This window comes from Rhodococcus sp. IEGM 1366, from assembly GCF_033142425.1.
GTDB classification, from domain to species: domain Bacteria; phylum Actinomycetota; class Actinomycetes; order Mycobacteriales; family Mycobacteriaceae; genus Rhodococcus_F; species Rhodococcus_F globerula.
Genome location: NZ_JAWLRZ010000015.1, coordinates 16,485 through 35,072, shown reverse-complemented (window position 1 = coordinate 35,072; position 18,588 = coordinate 16,485). Strand labels below are relative to the sequence as shown.

The window sequence follows — 18,588 nt, the reverse complement described above, 5'->3', positions numbered from 1 at the left end:
AAACTAATTATACCCCTAGGGGTATTTATAGCTCGCGGTTCGGCAGGTCTGTCCGTCACATACCTGCCGAACCGCCGTGGCTGTCGGCCAACTCCGTCAGTGCGAAAAACTGATGTCGGGCAGCACTTTCCGCAACCACGCCGGGGACCACCACGCGGCATGTCCGGTCAACCGCAGTAGCACCGGCAACAGGATGAGGCGGATCAGGACCGCGTCGAGTAGGACTGCGACACCGAGAATGATGCCCATCTCCTTCGGCGGTAACGGGTCAGCGAGCGCGAAAGTGAAGAACACGGCCACCATCACCGCGGCGGCGGCGAAAATCACTCGTCCGGAATGCGCCAAGCCGGCGACGTGTGCGACCTTAGGGTCCCCGGACCGTTCGTAGTGTTCTTTCGCCGTGGCGAGGAGGAACACCGTGTAGTCCATGGCGATCGCGAAGATCATCGCGAAGAAGAACACCGGCCCCCAGCCATCGAGAAAGCCTTGCGGGGTGAATCCGAGCAGGGATGCACCGTGCCCGTCCTGGAAGATCAACTTCGCAACGCCGAATGCGGCTGCGGTGGAGAGCAGGCTGACCACGGTGCCCAGGATGGCGATCAGTGGCGCTTGCAGAGCCACCAGCAGCAACACGAACCCGAGCACCAAGATGATGCCGACGATCAGCGGGAAGTAGTCGTTCAGCGCTTGCTGCAGATCGAGGTTCTCCGCCGGCGCGCCGCCCACGAGCGCGCCGGAGGGGAGGTCCGCACGCAAGGTGTCGAGGATAGTGCCCATCTGTGCATCCGACGGGTCGACGGTCGGCATGGCCTGCAGCATCACATAGTCACTACCGTCCGGGGCGGGTTGCGGCGGCGTGACCATAGCGATGCCGTCGGCCCCAGCAGCAGCCTGCGCCGTCTGCGAGGCTTCGGCGGCGGGAGCGATGATCTGCACCATCCCGGGCGCACCCTCACCCATCTGGGCCTGGACGAGTTCGTAACCTTGGCGCACCGGGGCGTCGGCGGGGACGACTTCAATGGAAGGCATCGCAACCTTGAGACCGAGGACCGGGATCGACAACGCGATCAGCACCAGGACAGAACCGATAGCGAACGGCCACGGGTGACGATGCAACAGCTCACCCCAGGCTGCGAACCGCGGAGAACGATGCTCTTGCCGCTTCGCGTAGGGAAGCGAGCCGGCGTTGACTTTGCCACCCAGCGCGCCCAGAGTCGCCGGAAGAAGCGTCATCGAGGCCAGCAGAACGAAGAAGACGGCGAGCATGATGCCGATCGCCATCGTCCGCACCGCAGGGGCCGGAACGAGAAGCACGGCCGACAAACTGACCAGCACTGTGATACCGGACAGGACAACGGCTTTGCCCGCCGTGTCCATGGTTTCCGCCACAGCTGCCTGCTTGGAGGAGGCGTGCGCGATCGCGTCACGGAAGCGGGCGACGATGAACAAGGCGTAGTCGATACCGAGAGCGAGAGCGAACATCATCGCGAAGTTCATCGCCCACACCGATATCGGAGTGACCTGGTTGAGTAGGACCAGGCCACCTGCCGAGGCGACGAGTCCGGCCAGGGTCAACAGCAACGGGAGCCCTGCGGCGACGAGGGACCCGAACGCGAGCACCATGATCGCGAGGGTGACAGGCCAGGAGAACAGTTCGGCCTGAATCATCGCGTCGTGGTTGGCTTTGTTGAAATCACTCCACAGTGCCGAAGCGCCGGTCGGGTAGACCTCGATGCCGTCTCCGGACAGAGCGGTCAACTCCCCCTTGAGATCGTCCACTGCCTTGACCATCTCGTCGGTGGACGCGTTCGCGCCCGCGATGAGAATTCCTGTGTGCCCGTCCGGGCTGATGGACATTCCCGGTTGCGGTGCGATGATGGCACCGAAACGGGTGTCCCCGGCGAAGACATCCGCGACCGCAGTGAGCGTTTGCTGCACTTCGGGACTGTCGACGGTGCGGTCGCCGGAATGGACCACGACCTGGACCGCGGCGGAGGAGTTACCGCCGAAGTGTTCCTGTGCCAGTTCGCGGACCTGGACCGATTCCGACCCGTTGGCTTGCCATCCGGCGCCCGCGAGTGAGCTGAACACTGATGGTGCGGCGGCGCCGAGGCCGACGAGGACGATCAGCCAGACGCCGAATACCCATTTCGCATTGCCTGCCATGGCCGCGCCCATACGCCCGAGCGCTCCGCCGGAGGATCGAGAGGCCGACGTAACGCCTTCCTCGACAGTAGATTTACCGGTCATTGGTTAACTCCTGAAGATGCGGTGAATGGGAGGGGCGTGCGCAGCAGTATCCGGTGCGCCGGTCAGCGGCCGAAAAGGGATCGGAAGAACCCGGACCCCGAGTCAGGAGCAGGGGTGCAGGTGCAGCGCCGCGCTTTCGGGACACCTGCCATGACCTGATCGGAGTGCTGGCCGCATCCTGCCCAGGTGGTCTTGGAGCAGGAAGAACATGTCGTGGGGTAACACATCTGGAATCTCCTTGTCAGACGTTGTGCCACGTATGGGCACGAGAGTTTTCGTGATTAGGCACTATTCGAACGACCGGTCGACCCAGGCCGAGTATCCGCCGACCAGGTCGCTGACGTTCTCGATGCCATCGGCCCGCAACAGTGACGCGGCGACGGACGAGCGCCAGCCGCCGGCGCAGTGCACGACGATGGGCTTGTTACGTGGCAGGTCCGCGAGCTGGGAGCGGAGCTGGGCGAGCGGAATCGACCGGGCACCGTCGATGACCCCGAAGTCGCGCTCGCCGGGATTTCGGATGTCGATCAAGGTCACCGCATCCGAATCCAGGAGCCTCTCCAGTTCGACCGCAGCAGTACGCGGCGCGGTACGGACAAGGTCTGTGAGCGAGTTCGGAAAGATGCCATCGGCGTCGACAGTGAGGTAGCCGAGTGCGTTGTCGGATCCGATGCGCGCCAAACGCATCGCCGCAATCTGTTCCTCACCCGGATAGGTGATGAGTACGATGCGCTCGCCGATATCGGCGACCATGCCACCGGTTTCGGCGAACCTGCCCTCGAATCCGACATTGATCGAGCCGCGCAGATGCCCGCCAGCGAAGTCGTCCGGGGTGCGGGCGTCGAGAACGCGAGTTCCGTTGGCCATTTCTGTCCTGAGCTCCTCCGGTGTCAGCTCGGCGATGCGCCGATCTTGTTCGAGGAGAGCGCGATTCGATTTGTTCAGGGCCACATCGGTAGAAAAGTACCCCGGCACCGCAGGCTGACCGTCGGTGATCAGAGCAACGAACGTATCTTCACTCATCGGCTGCACCGACGGGTTCGTGCGGCGCTGCTCGCCGATGGTGGAGGTCAACTCGGCGGAGAGGTTCTTGCCGCAGGACGATCCTGCGCCGTGGGCCGGCATCACGGTCACCGAATCGGGCAACGCCAGCAGTGTCTGGTGGACGGTGCGGTACATCGCCCGAGCCAGGTCGGTACTGGTGCCGTCGCCGAGATTAGCCAGGTCGGGGCGGCCGACATCGCCGATGAACAGCGAATCCCCGGTCAGCACAGCGGACGGCGTTGCATCTCGATTCTCGCGCACCAGCAGGCTGATCGACTCCCACGTGTGGCCGGGAGTGGAGAGGATCTCGATGTCCACCTCCCCCAGTGTCAGGTGTTCGCCATGGCGAAGTCGGCGGATCGGGTAGTCGGTGTCCGCGATTTCGCCGAAACCGATCCACGCGCCGGTCGCCTCGAGCAACTCGAGGTGGCCGGAGACGAAGTCCGCGTGAAAGTGCGTGTTGACGATCCCTTCGATAGTCAGGTCATGGCGGCTTGCGTCCTCGAGGTATTCGGTGATGTCGCGCCGCGGATCGACCACGATGGCACGGCCTGTGCTCTCGTCGCCGATCAGGTACGACGCATGCGAGAGGCACTCGATGTAGTACTGCTCGAGGATCATCGAACAACCTTTCCTGAATCTGGAGGATGGTGTGCACACAGGATGCCATATACCCCCTGGGGTATGTCAAGTACCCCCTGGGGTATATGGATCAACGTACTGATTAGGTGAAGAAGTCGTTCACTCGTCGGTGCAGAGTCCTCGATCGCCACGGGCCCCGCTGGGTCGTGACCGCCGGTTCAGTCCTCGCGGCGCCCACGCTGGTGATCATCGCGACGGCTCTCGCGCTCCCGATCTTCTTCGCGGGGTGGGAGATCGCCGGTATCGCGATGGGCGCGGTGCCCTATCCACCTGCATTCGCCGCCCTGACCCCGCTGATACGGCGACAACTACGTCAAAACGCTGATGATCCTCACCCTCGCTGCAGGTCTGGCCAGCACCGTCTTCGCACCCCTCGCCGCCCCTGGCCGATCGATTCGATTGGCGTACAACCTACTTGGTTTGTCAATGGTGTTGGCTCTGGTCACGATCCCCGGGCGTGTGTAGGGATTACGGGGGGGGTAGGTGGCCTGACCCGATTCGTCTACCGCACGCGCACCTCAGTGATCATCGCATCGGTAGGTACTGCCGCTCCTCGGAATCGTTGGGTTCCGCCGGGTTTCTTCGCACCGTGAGAGACAAATGCGTACGCTGACCGTACGGATTGAGAGGGCTGACGGTCCGGCGTGAGCAAATTTAGTCCGAACTGCTGGTCCGGCGCTCGAGAAGCACTGTGTCGTACTGCTTCCGATCATCACCGCAGTCGGTAGAAATTATGCGAAAACAGATGACGAACCGTCTCTCGCCGCTGCCACGGAATTATCACCGCCCAGCAGACGCACAATGCGCCGTAGGATCGAAAGGTGGGGCCGCTCGAAGGAGGAGCTGTGGCTAACTATCCAGAAATGTATGAGCGTCTACGGGCGCTGATGGGTCAACTTGGACGCGAAGCGCCGGCGGCGATGGGCGCTTTCGGCTCGCTGCACATGGCAAGTACCGCAGACGGGGCCTTGCCGAGGAAAACCAAGGAGTTAATGGCCTTGGCGATCGGGATCGCCGCGCACTGCGATGGATGCATCGCGTATCACGTGCATGATGCGCTGAAAGCGGAAGCTTCTCGTGCCGAGGTCATGGAGACCATCGGTATCGCAGTGATGATGGGCGGAGGGCCCTCTGTCGTCTACGGCTGCGAGGCGCTCGAGGCAGTCGAACAGTTTGCCGGTTCAACCGATTGACAGCGGGACAGGGTTCTCTTTCCGACGGAAATTTCGAACGGGCCCGCGCGCAAGCGTCACCGTAGATGAAACCGCGTGCGTGTGTTCTCACCAGCGGCCGGAGGCCCTCGACTCGGCACACCGCTGTTAGAGCAGACTCTCAGACACCCAACGGTGCCTTACCTGACAGGCCGAGGACACGAAACTGCCATTCCGTCGCCAGTTGGCCCAGCGAGTGCGGCCACATGAGACCGGGACTGGTTGAACCCGTTTTCCACCTCGACAGACTGCTATGACCTCTATGGAAGACGGGATGCTGTGCTCACCCAGATAACCTCAGTTCACCGACTTTGATTGTTGCCGGACCACGGAGATTCGGCGTGTATACCACGCGTCGCCTGGGCGAGCGTCACATAGATCTGAAGGTCACTCTGCACGTGAAAAGTCTTCTCTCCATCTCGAATCCGAATGGTGCCACTCATTTCGAAGCCGCACCGTGGGAGGGGCGGCAACATGGCGCAACGTCTAGACGCATCTTCGATCACAAAGATGGTGCCTCCACCACCTGATCCTGACCACGGTTACGAAATTGTGTGACTTTTGGTCGATCCTGCATTAGATGACAGCTGTCAGGCGGAAGGGGATAGGAGCCGAACGATGACCTTCGGCCCTGGCTCTGCCACCAAGACCACGAAAGGGTAAAAGCAGGGACCCCTCATCCAACGCAGAAATTGTGTTACGAGCCTGACACATGAACACCGCGCCATTTGATGAAAGAAGCCATGATTAACCGAAATTCAATGCAGCACAGATCTATCCATGATTATGAGGAAGGGTCCGCATTACGGCGCCCACCTTTGAGAGTCGCGGTATTACGTCTCCTCGGCTGCGTTGCACGGACGGTGAACCTCGTCGCCCAGCGCCGCATCTGTCAACCGATAGAGCACGTAGGGCAAGAAATGACTTTCGCGGACGGCACAACTGGAGTCGTCTACCGGGAAACCGTCGTGAAGGGACCGCCTCCTGTCGACCCGGTTGTCCTCGTCGTAACCTTCCGACTGCGGGGTATTCATGGCCGTGCACACGCTCTGTTTCGGACCGAAAGCCTTTTCAACACACCGCTTTTCGTTGGCTTTCCCGGATTTGTCTCGAAACTGTGGTTGACTGCTGATGAAGAAAACCGGTACCGCGGATTCTATCAGTGGGATGGAGAAAGGTCCGCTCGAGAATACGCGTGCACGTTGTGGTGGATTCTCGCATTGGTGTGCTCTCTCGATTCGATTCGCTATCAAGTGCTGCCAGGCGCATTTCGTGACAATGTCCTCGCGGACACGCTGTCGGCAGGAAAGGCCATGCCGGAAGGCGTCATGAGTCCGACCGACGCAGCGTGGTGGCGGCTGGTCCAAGAGCGAAAGCCATAGATTCCGTTGCCGGAGCGGGGTTAGCTGTCGGTCGGGGGCAGCGACCGTTGATCGGCTGTGGCGCTTCAAGGCGTAGCCGTGCCGACGCACGGAGCTATCGTGCGCTCCGGCTCCATTCTGGTGAAGGGGTCGTCACTGCCGAGACAATCGGGAATACCCTAGACACCGACAGCCCCGCACACCAAACTCGCGCGCCGGCGCACCACGCCACTAAACACGCTGAACCTGCGACATTCTTCGCGGATGGCCTAATACACTGGGCCGAAACTTCAACGTGTTTGCACTGCTCCGTCCCGCCAAAGGCCCTGTAATCAGGTTGGCACCGCAGTGATCATGAGTTTCACCAATGGCGAAGGGTGACGCAACCTCCGTTGTCGGGACCTCGCTCGTGCAGCTGCCTGCTGGGTAGGTGTTCATGGAAAGTCGCCGTCCTCCTGGTCGAAATGATCCCGAGTTACACGCTCGGGAGTGGTCGTTACTTTTCCCTCCGCTTGGGTGGCTGGCCCCCACAACTCCCAGTCGGTACCTGGCCTTGAACTATTCACCCACGCTCCGAGAATCTCCGGTACACAATTCGAAGGCATGCTGCTCATGGTTCCCGCTGATCAGCATGAAACCATCACTGCAGCGTCAATTCCCCGCGGACACAGAGCCAGCACCGCGCGAAAACCATCGGAAAGTGCCGCCATCAGCACCGACAGATCAGGAGTCGCACCAGCATCCGCGTTGATTCCGATACACGCGTGCGTCGTGTACGACATCAACGTCACGTTGAATGCCGAGCCGAGAGTGGGACTGAACGCAAATTGCCTGGTGATCTCCGCGCCCGCAAGATACAAAGGTACCGAGGAACCTACGACGTTCGAAGCGACAAAATCCATGTGCTTGAGCATGTCGCCGGTCACCGCAACCGGCAGCATATTCAGCATCGCAGCCAAGTGCGGAGAGAGCGGAATTGCAGGTTCATTACGCCAGCTGTCGACGATGTCGTGGACTCGGCGCATCAGCTGATCCGGACTCGCGATATCGAGTGGTAACGCAAATCTTGCCAATGAGATTCGGTTGCCGCCCAATGGGTCTCGATCGGTACGCAGGCTGATCGGCAAGGTCACCATCAGCTCCGGCGGCACAGCACCATGGCGGCGGTGGTACTCGGCCATTCCGAGGAGAACAGCAGCCAAGAATGCATCGTTGATCGAGCACTTGGTGGCAGTCGCGGCTGCGGCAAGCGCCGCGACCGGCAGCTCGACCACACCGAAACTTCGACGCGTACTACGAGCAGTCATCACCGGTGACAATGTGGTAGTCGCCGGTCGTGTCATACGCAGAGCCGAACCGAGGATTCGTGCGGCGCCGCGGCCGGTAACGGCAGGATGCCGCACCGCACGTGCACCCTGTCGAACAGCGGAACCAGCCGCTGTCCCCAGTGCACTCGCCACGGCGTTGGCACCGGTCGGATGATCAATAGATGTCATTGTCTCCCGCGCGGATCGGCGCGATTCGCCTTCTCTTGTCTCGTCTGTGATTTCACGTGTCAGTTGCATTCCCCCGACCCCGTCGGTGAGAGAATGATGAACCTTGACCACCAGTGCCGCGCCGCCGTCAGCGAGTCCGTCGAGCACTGTGAACTCCCACAGCGGACGATCCTTGTCGAATGCGGCCATCCCAGCTGTGCGTGCGAAATCGAGAACCTCTTTCCAGGTTCCTGGCTCCCGCACGGTCAACCGACGCAAATGCCAGCTGAGATCGAAGTCAAGATCGCCGACCCACCGAGGTGGAATCCAAGGAATCGAACTCGGAACCGCTCGGCATCTGAACATCGGCACCACATCGATCGCGCGATACATGACGTCGATCAATCGATCTTGGTCAGGACTTCTGTCCAGCAAAACAATCGAGACGATGGTCGAGCGAAGAATCGGATCCTCTTCCATCCGCCACGACATCAGATCCGTCTGCGTCATCGATCGTGCGCACGCTGCATTCATTGCTACTCGATCCAGTTCTCGTCACCCGTCATCACATCTGTTGCTGTTCAGGGTTGTAGTCGTATCTCGTCTACTCCAGGAACCGACGATGCAAGTGCGATGACAACTCCTCGCTGCGGATCGTCCTCGGAAATGCCACTGACAGTAAGTGTTCCGTCGACAAACCCCACTGCCCACAGATCCGGGCCGCCGTAGAGGTCGAGTCTATGCCGCACTTCGTCGACGATGCGATCAGGATCAAGCGCCAAGAGGCCGATCAGGTCCTGGCGCGTCACTATTCCGATGACATCGCCTTCCTGCACAATCGGCACCGCACGCAGTCCGGACCGGAGCATGGCCGAGGCGAGGGCGTTGATCTCAGCGTCTGCGGTCATCGCAATGACCGGCTTGGTCATCACGTCAGCGACGGATTCGTCGGCGGACACGACCCGATCTTCCTGCGACGCACCGTGAAACCTACTCCGGAGAAGGTCACCCTCGGAGACGATCCCGACAAGGTGCTTGTGTTCGTCGATCACCGGAAGCACCGAAAACCCTGACCGAGAAATTACTTGCAGGCATTGGTCCGTACTCGCCGCCTGATCGATCGTCGTCACCGGACTACTCATGATGTGCCGTGCGAGCATGACGATCTCCTTTGGCTGCCCGGTAAGGCAGCAGACGTCGAAGGACTGATGTATCCAGCGTGACGGAATCCCATTTCGAGCGGAAGGGTCCTGGGCACCGCGCGTGTACTGGTAATCGACATCGAGTGCAGTGACTTCCGCCTCTGTCGACCCGACACGCACCAGAGTTCGCTGAACACTGTCGGCCGCGATCAGGTGAGCGGCCCCCCTCCGATCGGGAGAGCCCATGAAGACGAGCCGTTCAGCCGCCACGCATCCAGTCGCCACACACAGGTGGGTTGTACCGATCGATGCGGTCGGCCCCGGCGATGCTCCCACTATCGGCGGCAAGGCCGCCAACCTCGGCGAACTGATGCGGTCGAAATTCCCGGTTCCCCCGGCATTTGTAATCAACACTGCAGGTTATCTCGACGCAATGGAAGCTTCCGGGTTTCGAGAACTGCTGAAAACGGGGCCTCTGCCACACGTTGACAGCACCAAAGACGCGATCTGCTCGGCAGTCCTCCCCGATGCGATGCGCGCGGAGATTATCGACGCTTATCGTGTCCTCGGCCCTTCGACGACACGCGTCGCCGTCCGTTCGTCAGCGCCGGCCGAAGACGCGGCCGACACGTCGTACGCCGGTATTCACGATAGCTTCACGAACGTGTCCGGCGACAGGAATCTGATCCACGCGGTCCGAAAGTGTTGGGCATCTCTGTGGTCGGATCGAGCATTGACGTACCGCAGTCTCCAAGGGGTAACCGAAGAGCCGTCGTTGGCAGTTGTTGTCCAACGCATGGTCGATGCTGAACAGTCCGGCGTCGTGTTCACCGCCGATCCACGCACCGGCGCGAGAGATCGCATCGTGATCGAAGCTGCTACCGGCCTGGGCGAAGTAGTCGTGGGCGGGCAGGTGGAACCAGATACGTATGTGGTGTCGAAACCGGACTTTTCCGTGCTCGATGTGCATATCGGCTCGCAATCCTTCGCGATTGCGCTATCGGAGGGGACTGAACGATCGTCGGAAATTCCTCTGCTGCAACGTGAACAACAGATCCTCACCGAAGATCAGATCCACCGGCTCGCGGTTCTTGCGGCAGCCGTGGAAGATCACTATCAGCGACCGCAGGACCTCGAATTCGCCTACAGCGGGCAGCAACTGTGGCTGGTCCAAACACGCCCGATCACCACGCTGGGGCAGCGTACAGAATCGAAACGACCTGACACACAGGCAGATATGTCGAGCGCACAGATCCTGGCCCACGGACTGGGAGCCGGACCGGGCACAGCCACCGGCCGGGCACGGGTCCTGCGTTCGGTGGCCGACGGTCGCAATCTCCTCGACGGCGAAATTCTTGTGGCACCGATGACCCGACCGGACTGGCTGCCTGTTCTCCGGCGCGCTGCCGCAATTGTCACCGATGGCGGGGGCATCACGTGCCACGCCGCCATTGTCGGCCGCGAACTCGGTCGGCCGGTCGTCGTCGGAACACGCACGGCGACATCAGATCTTACCGACGGAATGTTGATCACTGTCGACGGAACCGCGGGAACGGTCCGCGCGGGAGATACTGCAGCGGCCGCAACGACGAGCGCACCCACAACCCAGATCGCACCTTCCGCCGTGCCGCACCGCGGACCGACAACGGCAACATCCGTCTACGTCAACCTGGCAACACCGGAGGCTGCGGAGCGAGTAGCCGCCACAGATGTCGACGGTGTCGGCCTGCTCCGGGCAGAGTTTCTGATCATGGACGCCCTCGAAGGACTGCATCCCCGCACGATGATTGCGCGTGGCCTACACGAGAAGTACGTAACCGCAATGTCTTCGGCTCTCTCGCGGATCGCAGCCGCATTCGGTGCACGTCCCGTTATCTATCGCGCCATCGATCTCCGTACCAACGAATTTGCGAACCTCGAAGGTGGCGAGGTCGAACCGCACGAAGACAATCCGATGATCGGCTACCGCGGATGTTTCCGCTACATCCGTGAACCCGAATTGTTTGCACTCGATCTCGATGTCATCACCGAAACCCGTAAGCGCCACCCGAACGTTCATCTCATGATTCCGTTTGTTCGAACTGGGTGGGAACTGTCCAAATGCCTCGCGCAGTTGGACGCGCATCCTCTCGGGGCGGATCGTCGTATGCTGCGATGGGTCATGGCCGAGATACCCTCGGTGGCGTATTGGATACCGCGTTACGCAGCAATGGGCATCGACGGAATATCCATCGGCACCAATGACCTCACACAATTGGTGCTGGGCGTAGACCGGGATTCGGAAATCTGCAAGGACCTCTTCGATACCATGGATCCTGCAGTACTCGAGACCATCGACACGATCATCGAGCGGGCCACCGCCGCAGGTTTGACGACCTCCCTCTGTGGCCAAGCTGTGTCCACCGATCATGCTTTGGCGGAACATCTAGTGAGACAAGGGATCACGTCTGTCTCTGTGACTCCGGATGCAGCCGATGCGACTCGTCGAGCAATTGCGGTGGCCGAGCGTCGAATACTTCTCGGTCAGGCTCGTGCCCACGAAATCCCGGCCGACAAGAATCGTCCGTAAGCATAAGAAGTTCAGCCGGTGGGTAGTGGTTGAACGGCTGTGCCGCCGGCAGGGTGCAATGCCCCCGATCAGGACGGAAATACTCTTAGACCTGACAGTTCACATATCCGCGTGTAATACCGCTCGACATCCGCAGGTCTGCACGGCGCAGTTCCTGGCGTCTGCAGCATCGCTGCACCCGCCGCAACACCGAACTGCACGGCTTCGATCAGCGAACGATCATGCACGAGCGAATACACGATGCCCGCAACCATGCTGTCACCTGCACCGACTCCACTGATCGACGCCACATCCACCGAGGGAACATACTCGGATACATCAGCCGTAATCACCAGAGCTCCCTCCGCCCCCAGCGAGACAACCACCACCTCGGACAATCCCTGTTCAACAATGCTTCTCGCCGCCGCTGCTTGTTCCGCCCGAGACTCGAGAGGCAGATCAACCCAATCACGGAGCTCTCGAACACTCGGCTTGACGAGGTAGACGCCCCGCTGCAAGGCCCGCAACGCGACGCCGGAGGTGTCTACGACCAGCAGGGTCGGTGTGTCGGCCAGCAGATCGGAAAGACGCTGACAGAAATCGGCGTCTACCCCTGGAGGCAGGCTTCCGCTCACGACGACAAAGCGGGAATCGGTTGCGAAGTCGCGCACACGCTCGAGGCACGACTCCACCTCTGCATAGGCAACTGTCGGGCCGGGCAGCACGAAACGGTACTGGAATCCCGTCGACAGGTCGTCGACGGTAAAGCTCTCGCGGGTAGAACCGGTGATCGGCACCGCAGAGAACCGCACCTGCTCACCAGTCAGTAGATCCTGAACCGCCTGCCCACAGTGCCCGCCCGAGGGAAGGAGCGCTGTCGCGTCCTCCCCGAGCGCATGCAGAACTCGAGCCACATTCAGTCCACCTCCCCCGGGGTCGCGGCGAGGGGCTGCGCAGCGCATCTTATCCGTGGCATGCACTGCAGGTGCGCTGGTGGAGATATCGAGCGCCGGATTCATCGTCACCGTCACGACACGCGAGCTATTCTGCGACATGCAGTTTCACCTCTAGATGAAGTGTGGATCCGTCACGACGGAGTGAATGTGCCCAGCCTCGTTCCCGGATGACTTGAAGCATGGGTGCGTTCTCCCCCATCACCTCGGCCACCATGCGCCGCGCACCGTGTCGGTATGCCTCATCTTCGAGTCCATCCAAGAGTGAGGTACCGATTCCGTGCAGCCGCTCATCCTGCGCGACTACGAGGGCGAACTCCACCGTGGTCGGTGAAACCCCGTCCAACATGACGAAGTTGCCGACCCCAACCAATTCGTCGCCGATGAACGCCCCGATGGCGCATCGCCGCTTGTTGCACTCGCACAACTGATCGGAAAAGGCGGTGAGCTGTTTCGGCTGCGGCCCGAACCATCGCATGTACGAATCGTGCTGGTCGAGACGCGCATGTAATCGCTGCACCGCACCGGCGTCATCTGCGCCGAGGCACCGAACTGTTGTCGTGTCGATTCCGCTGCCCGTCGCGGCCATCGCTCATCACCTGATTCGGCTGGAGGGATACCTCCCGATTGAACCGTGGCATTGCCTGTAGAGGGCAGAGACTTTTGTCATCGAATACCGTCCTTCGCCCACTACCCGCCGACAGTCACCCCGCGAACACTGGATTGTGGAGAAATACGGATGTCGCCAGCAAGGAGGACCCATGACCGGCACCAGATCACCGACCGACGTCACTCGCGATCACGTCGTCATAGACCGACGCGGGCTCGACGACCTGATCACAGTATTGTCCGCCGAGGGTTACCGCGTCATCGGCCCCACGATCCGCGACAGCGCCATCGTTCTCGATACGCTCGTATCCGGTGACCAATTGCCGGCGGGCTGGGGTGTAGAGACCGGTCCTGGTCGATATCGACTGCGTCGGCGGGCAGATGCCGCCGTCTTCGGTCACTCTGCCGGGCCGCAATCGTGGAAACAGTATCTTCATCCAGCGCGTCAACAACTGTGGAGCCAATCCCAGGACGGTATGTTCCACGCGCCGGCGACCACGCCGGTGAAATATGCCTTTCTCGGCGTACGCGCGTGTGACCTTGCAGCGATCGGAATACTCGAGACGGTCCTGGCCGCCGGCGGACGTTCGAGTACCGGTCCTGTCGAGAATCTGTTCATCATCGCCGCCAACTGCACCGAACCCGGCGGGGTCTGTTTCTGTGCGTCGATGAATACCGGCCCCGAAGCCAGAAGCGGGTACGACTTGTCTCTGACCGAAAGAATCGACGACGACGGCCACCGATTCATTACACGGGTCGGCACCGAAGAAGGAGCACGGATACTCGCACTCGTCCGAAGCAGACAAGCCACTGACCGGGAAACTACCGAGGCCGCACGAGCTGTCGCCGACGCGGCACACCACATGGGCCGCGAAATGCCCGACATCAACCTTCGCGGCATGCTCCGCGACGCTCGGGACGCCGATGTCTGGGAGGACGTCGCCTCGCGGTGCTTGACGTGCGGAAACTGCACAATGGTCTGTCCGACATGCTTTTGCACCACCTCCGAGGACGTCTCCGACCTCACAGGTGACCATGTAGAACGTTGGCAGCACTGGTCGTCGTGTTTCGACCTGGACTATTCACAACTGCACGGCGGCATAGTACGGACCAGCGGCGAAAGCCGTTATCGCCAGTGGATTTCTCATAAACTCGGCACCTGGCACGACCAATTCGGTTCGTCCGGCTGCGTCGGTTGCGGTCGATGCATCGACTGGTGTCCCGTGGGAATCGACATCACGGCAGAAGCGGCTCGCCTGACTGGTGCCTTGAATGTGGAACCCGACAGCGATACCGGTGGTCTCTGATGAGCGAACCCCCAGGCAACGCCTGCCCGAAAGGATTCGAGGACCTTGCCGATGACCAACAGCGCCGGCTCGCTACTATCTCTCACGAAGTGCAGTTCGCGGAAGGTGCCGTACTGTTTCACGAGAGCGGCCACGCTGACAGGTGCTGGTTACTTCAGTCAGGCCGAATTGCCCTCACCACAAAGATTCCCGGGCGCGGCGACGAAACTGTCGAAACGCTGTCCGTCGGCGAAGTGTTAGGCGTTTCTTGGTTCAGCCCGCCTCGACAATGGCAGTGGACAGCGACTGCGCTCACACCCGTGACAGCAGTCGAGATCGATGCCACGATGCTGCAAGCGGTCGCCGAAAGCGATCCTGCGCTCGGACGGGCAGTGTACTCGATCCTCGCGGACACACTCCTCCACCGAATGCAGGCGACGCGCGCACGCTTGCTCGATGTCTATGCACGCGAGCATGTTCGGTAAGCCGTCGAGCGAGCGGGGCATGGCTCCCCGACGCGATGCACTCGTGCCAACCGCCTGCCGAGTCATTTCTCACCACGACGAGAACAGCGATACTTCGACCCTGACCCTGGCCGCACCCGAGCATGAGTTCCCCGGGTTCCGTTCCGGACAGTTCATGATGGTCTATGCGCGGGCGGTGGGTGAGATTCCCTTGTCGATCAGTGGAGACCCCACTCGTACCGATCACACTGTGGTCCATACTGTTCGGGCTGTCGGGGCGGTCAGTCGCGCACTGCACGAAGCGTGTGTCGGTGATGTCGTCGGCATACGAGGGCCTTTCGGAGCTGGATGGGATCTGGAGTCTGCGAAGGATGATCTGATTGTCGTCGCCGGTGGGGTCGGCTTGGCGGCAGTACGTTCGGCGGTCCTGGAGGCACTGGCTTGCGGTCGATTCCGTCGTATCGCCCTCCATGTCGGCGCTCGCCGACCATCCGATCTGTTGTACAGCGCGGATCTCGATACCTGGAGTAGGGGAAACGTGGTGGACGTCGAGTTATCCGTCGACGTGGCCGATCCTGCCTGGCGCGGGCATGTCGGCTTTGTCACGCAGTCACTCGGAAGAGGTGTTCTCGAACCCGAATCCACGACGGTTCTTCTGTGCGGGCCTGAGCCGATGATGCGGATGTCGGCTCGCACCATGATCGGTAAAGGGATTGCACCGCAGAATATTCGGGTTTCACTCGAGAGGAACATGCAGTGCGGGGCCGGGCTGTGTGGGCATTGCCAACTCGGCGAACTTCTACTCTGTCGTGACGGTCCGGTGGTCGACTATTCCGTAGCCGAGCCACTTCTCGTAGTGAAGGAGTTGTGATGAGCACCCCGACTATGGCGGTCTGGAAGTTCGCATCCTGCGATGGATGCCAGTTGACGCTGCTCGATTGTGAAGACGAATTGCTCCCTTTGGCCGAGACCGTTCACATTTCGCACTTCCTCGAGATGTCGAGTGCTGTGGAAGTGGGGCCCTACGACCTCTCGCTGGTCGAGGGGTCGATCACCACCGCTGCCGATGTCGAACGTATTCACCGAATCCGGGACAACTCCGAATATTTGGTGACGATCGGGGCCTGCGCGACTTCTGGTGGGATACAGGCCCTGCGGAACTTTGCGGATATCACCGAGTTCATGTCCGTTGTGTATGCGAGCCCCGAATACATCGATACTCTCGCCACCTCCACACCGATCGCCGCCCATGTGCCGGTCGATTTCGAATTGCGGGGCTGTCCTATCGATCGTCGACAACTACTCGAGGTGATCTCGTCGTATTTGGCCAGACGCAAGCCCAATATCCCGGACACCAGTGTTTGCGCCGAGTGCAAACGACGCGGTCTTACCTGCGTCATGGTCTCCGACGGCACACCGTGCCTGGGGCCGGTCACACATTCCGGCTGCGGCGCGCTGTGCCCCGCGCAGTCGCGGGGGTGCTACGGATGTTTCGGTCCGTCGTCCGATCCGAACTTGACTGCCATGTCCGGGTGGCTGCGCGTCTGCGGGATGACCGACGAGGGCATCGAGCGCGTCTTCTCGACCTTCAACGTCGCCTCCCCCGAGTTCGACGGGATCAGGCGAGATGGACAATGACAGCGCCCGGAATACCACCCGGGTCACGCTGGGTTCCCTTGCACGTGTGGAAGGGGAAGGCCGCCTGTCCTTCACGGTCCGAGATGGCCGTGTCGAGGCCGCTGAGTTGAACATCTACGAACCCCCACGGTTCTTCGAGTCGTTTCTCCGTGGCCGCGATTTCCGCGAACCTCCCGACATCACCTCCAGGATTTGTGGAATCTGTCCTGTTGCTTATCAAGTCAGCGCATGCAACGCGATCGAGCAGGCCTGCTATGCCGACCTCGACCAACCGATCCTCGATCTGCGCCGACTCCTCTATTGCGGCGAGTGGATCGCCAGCCACACTCTTCACATCTACCTGCTCCATGCTCCTGACTTCCTGAACGTGAGCGATGCCGTCGAACTCGCCCGCATCGCGCGTCCAGACGTCGAACGTGGCCTGGCCTTGAAGAAAGCAGGAAACGCGATACTCGACCTGATCGGTGGTCGATCGATTCACCCGGTCAATGTGCGCCTCGGCGGCTTTTATCGAGCGCCGACGCTCAGCGAACTCGGGCCTCTCGCCGAACAATTGCGCACGGCGCTCGACGACGCTCTCGCGACGCTGCGGTGGGTGTCGCACTTCGAGTTCCCCGATGCCGAGATCGATTACGATCTGCTCGCACTTACACACACTGGCCAGTATCCGATCGAAAATGGTTCATTGACAACCGCATCCGGATCGATTTTCGCGCCGTCAGAGTTCTGCGATCATGTCGAGGAACGCCAAGTTCCTCATTCGACGGCGCTGCACGCATACTTCGACGGCCACGCCTATCTCACGGGGCCGTTGGCGCGATACAGTCTCAACTCCGCCGAACTATCGGATACCGCACGTCAAGCGGCCACCGAAGCAGGCTTGGGAGCAGTGTGCCGCAACCCTTTTCAGAGCATTGTGGTGCGCGCGGTAGAAACCGTATTTGCGGTAGACGAGGCGTTACGACTGATACGCGAGTACCAACGACCGGATCAACCGTACGTCGACGTCTCGCCCCATGCCGCGACCGGACACGGCGTCAGCGAAGCACCGCGGGGCGTGCTGTACCACAGCTACCAACTCGATCCAGAAGGCCGGATCCTGCGCGCCACCATCATTCCGCCCACCTCACAAAATCAGGCAGCCATCGAAGACGACCTCCGCAAGACCCTCGCCGCGAATCTGATGTTGACAGACACCGAGTTGGCAAAGCTGTGCGAGAAAACCATCCGGAACTACGACCCCTGCATCTCCTGTGCCACCCATTTCCTCGATCTGACGATCGACCGCGCATGACCGTCACGGTGATCGGGATCGGCAACGACTTTCGCCGCGACGACGGCGTCGGACTTGCCGTAGCGCAAGCGATACGGCACCTGCACCCTGCCGGCGCCCGTGTAGTGGCCACGAACGGCGAGGCTTCCACGCTGATCGATACCTGGTCCGGCTCGGAGTTGGCGGTATTTGTCGACTCGTATCTCCAGACACACGCTGTCGACAGTTCACGGCAACCGGGAAGGATACGTCGATTCACGAGATGGCCGAACGAACACTGCGGACACTGCACCAGCTCACATGGACTGGGCATCGTCGAAGCGCTGGCATTAGGGGCTGCACTCGACCGAAAACCACGCCGCGTGGCGATCTATACAGTCGAGGCACAAGACATCGGTTTCGGCATCGGACTTTCACCCCCCGTTGCGGCGTCCGTCTCCGTAGTTGTATCCGCGATCATCGAAGAGATCGTCAACCCTGCGAAGATCCCTTCGTCGAACAGATCACGGACTTTCGCCGTCGAATACGGCACTTCGCCTCTATTCCACAGGTCGTTCACCCCAGGACAATGAAAAAGTGCCCGTACCGCGAACCACACCATTCCGTCACGGAGACAACATGTGTCAGTCGCAGCAACAACGGCGAAACGATCGCGAGGTCGCGGTCACGTGTCATCGGTGCGACCAGCGACA

Annotated in this window: 15 protein-coding genes; 9 read left to right on the top strand and 6 right to left on the bottom strand. The window is 60.9% G+C overall.

Annotated features, from left to right (window positions below; translation table 11 throughout):
• Positions 1 to 96: 96 nt before the first annotated feature.
• Together R4P64_RS30655 and R4P64_RS30650 are read right to left on the bottom strand one after the other, a co-directional pair.
• Positions 97 to 2,250, bottom strand: coding sequence for an MMPL family transporter (locus tag R4P64_RS30655; protein WP_317823971.1), 2,154 nt, complete (start codon positions 2,248 to 2,250; stop codon positions 97 to 99).
• 288 nt (positions 2,251 to 2,538) lie between these two features.
• Positions 2,539 to 3,915, bottom strand: a complete 1,377-nt coding sequence (locus R4P64_RS30650) for an MBL fold metallo-hydrolase (protein ID WP_317823970.1) — start codon at positions 3,913 to 3,915, stop codon at positions 2,539 to 2,541.
• An 866-nt stretch (positions 3,916 to 4,781) separates the two neighbouring features.
• Here R4P64_RS30650 and R4P64_RS30645 point away from each other — a divergent pair.
• Positions 4,782 to 5,129: a carboxymuconolactone decarboxylase family protein gene (locus R4P64_RS30645; protein WP_317823969.1), complete on the top strand. Its 348-nt coding sequence runs from the start codon at positions 4,782 to 4,784 to the stop codon at positions 5,127 to 5,129.
• Between the two features lie 938 nt (positions 5,130 to 6,067).
• Positions 6,068 to 6,529, top strand: a complete 462-nt coding sequence (locus tag R4P64_RS30640; protein WP_317823968.1) for a hypothetical protein — start codon at positions 6,068 to 6,070, stop codon at positions 6,527 to 6,529.
• Between the two features lie 605 nt (positions 6,530 to 7,134).
• On the opposite strand, the gene R4P64_RS30635 is transcribed toward R4P64_RS30640, so the two are convergent.
• Together R4P64_RS30635 and R4P64_RS30630 are read right to left on the bottom strand one after the other, a co-directional pair.
• Complete coding sequence (locus tag R4P64_RS30635; RefSeq protein ID WP_317823967.1) at positions 7,135 to 8,493, bottom strand: wax ester/triacylglycerol synthase domain-containing protein; 1,359 nt, start codon at positions 8,491 to 8,493, stop codon at positions 7,135 to 7,137.
• A 71-nt stretch (positions 8,494 to 8,564) separates the two neighbouring features.
• A complete protein-coding gene (locus tag R4P64_RS30630) occupies positions 8,565 to 9,143 on the bottom strand; it encodes an HPP family protein (protein ID WP_172935471.1) in 579 nt (192 codons plus the stop codon).
• Positions 9,144 to 9,369: 226 nt separating this feature from the next.
• Here R4P64_RS30630 and ppsA point away from each other — a divergent pair, with 226 nt between their 5' ends.
• The gene (gene ppsA / locus R4P64_RS30625; RefSeq protein ID WP_317823966.1) at positions 9,370 to 11,694 is read left to right on the top strand and encodes a phosphoenolpyruvate synthase; all 2,325 of its coding nucleotides are present in this window, start codon (positions 9,370 to 9,372) and stop codon (positions 11,692 to 11,694) included.
• Positions 11,695 to 11,762: 68 nt separating this feature from the next.
• On the opposite strand, the gene R4P64_RS30620 is transcribed toward ppsA, so the two are convergent.
• Together R4P64_RS30620 and R4P64_RS30615 are read right to left on the bottom strand one after the other, a co-directional pair.
• Complete coding sequence (locus tag R4P64_RS30620) at positions 11,763 to 12,728, bottom strand: 1-phosphofructokinase family hexose kinase (protein WP_317823964.1); 966 nt, start codon at positions 12,726 to 12,728, stop codon at positions 11,763 to 11,765.
• Complete coding sequence (locus R4P64_RS30615) at positions 12,715 to 13,215, bottom strand: GNAT family N-acetyltransferase (RefSeq protein ID WP_317823963.1); 501 nt, start codon at positions 13,213 to 13,215, stop codon at positions 12,715 to 12,717. The genes R4P64_RS30620 and R4P64_RS30615 overlap by 14 nt, the downstream gene beginning before the upstream one ends.
• Positions 13,216 to 13,387: 172 nt before the next feature.
• Here R4P64_RS30615 and R4P64_RS30610 point away from each other — a divergent pair, with 172 nt between their 5' ends.
• From R4P64_RS30610 to R4P64_RS30585, 6 genes are read left to right on the top strand one after another with little or no spacing between them, the layout of a single operon-like run.
• Positions 13,388 to 14,542 carry a 4Fe-4S dicluster domain-containing protein gene (locus tag R4P64_RS30610; protein WP_317823962.1) on the top strand — a complete coding sequence of 385 codons (1,155 nt, stop codon included), beginning with the start codon at positions 13,388 to 13,390 and terminating at the stop codon, positions 14,540 to 14,542.
• Positions 14,542 to 15,006: a Crp/Fnr family transcriptional regulator gene (locus R4P64_RS30605; RefSeq protein WP_045067647.1), complete on the top strand. Its 465-nt coding sequence runs from the start codon at positions 14,542 to 14,544 to the stop codon at positions 15,004 to 15,006. The genes R4P64_RS30610 and R4P64_RS30605 overlap by 1 nt, the downstream gene beginning before the upstream one ends.
• Positions 14,984 to 15,856: an FAD/NAD(P)-binding protein gene (locus tag R4P64_RS30600; protein WP_317824062.1), complete on the top strand. Its 873-nt coding sequence runs from the start codon at positions 14,984 to 14,986 to the stop codon at positions 15,854 to 15,856. The genes R4P64_RS30605 and R4P64_RS30600 overlap by 23 nt, the downstream gene beginning before the upstream one ends.
• Positions 15,856 to 16,623, top strand: a complete 768-nt coding sequence (locus R4P64_RS30595; RefSeq protein ID WP_317823961.1) for an oxidoreductase — start codon at positions 15,856 to 15,858, stop codon at positions 16,621 to 16,623. Before R4P64_RS30600 ends, R4P64_RS30595 begins: the two co-directional genes overlap by 1 nt.
• Complete coding sequence (locus tag R4P64_RS30590) at positions 16,613 to 17,917, top strand: Ni/Fe hydrogenase subunit alpha (protein ID WP_317823960.1); 1,305 nt, start codon at positions 16,613 to 16,615, stop codon at positions 17,915 to 17,917. The genes R4P64_RS30595 and R4P64_RS30590 overlap by 11 nt, the downstream gene beginning before the upstream one ends.
• Complete coding sequence (locus tag R4P64_RS30585; RefSeq protein WP_051730687.1) at positions 17,914 to 18,468, top strand: hydrogenase maturation protease; 555 nt, start codon at positions 17,914 to 17,916, stop codon at positions 18,466 to 18,468. Before R4P64_RS30590 ends, R4P64_RS30585 begins: the two co-directional genes overlap by 4 nt.
• Positions 18,469 to 18,588 lie beyond the last annotated feature (120 nt).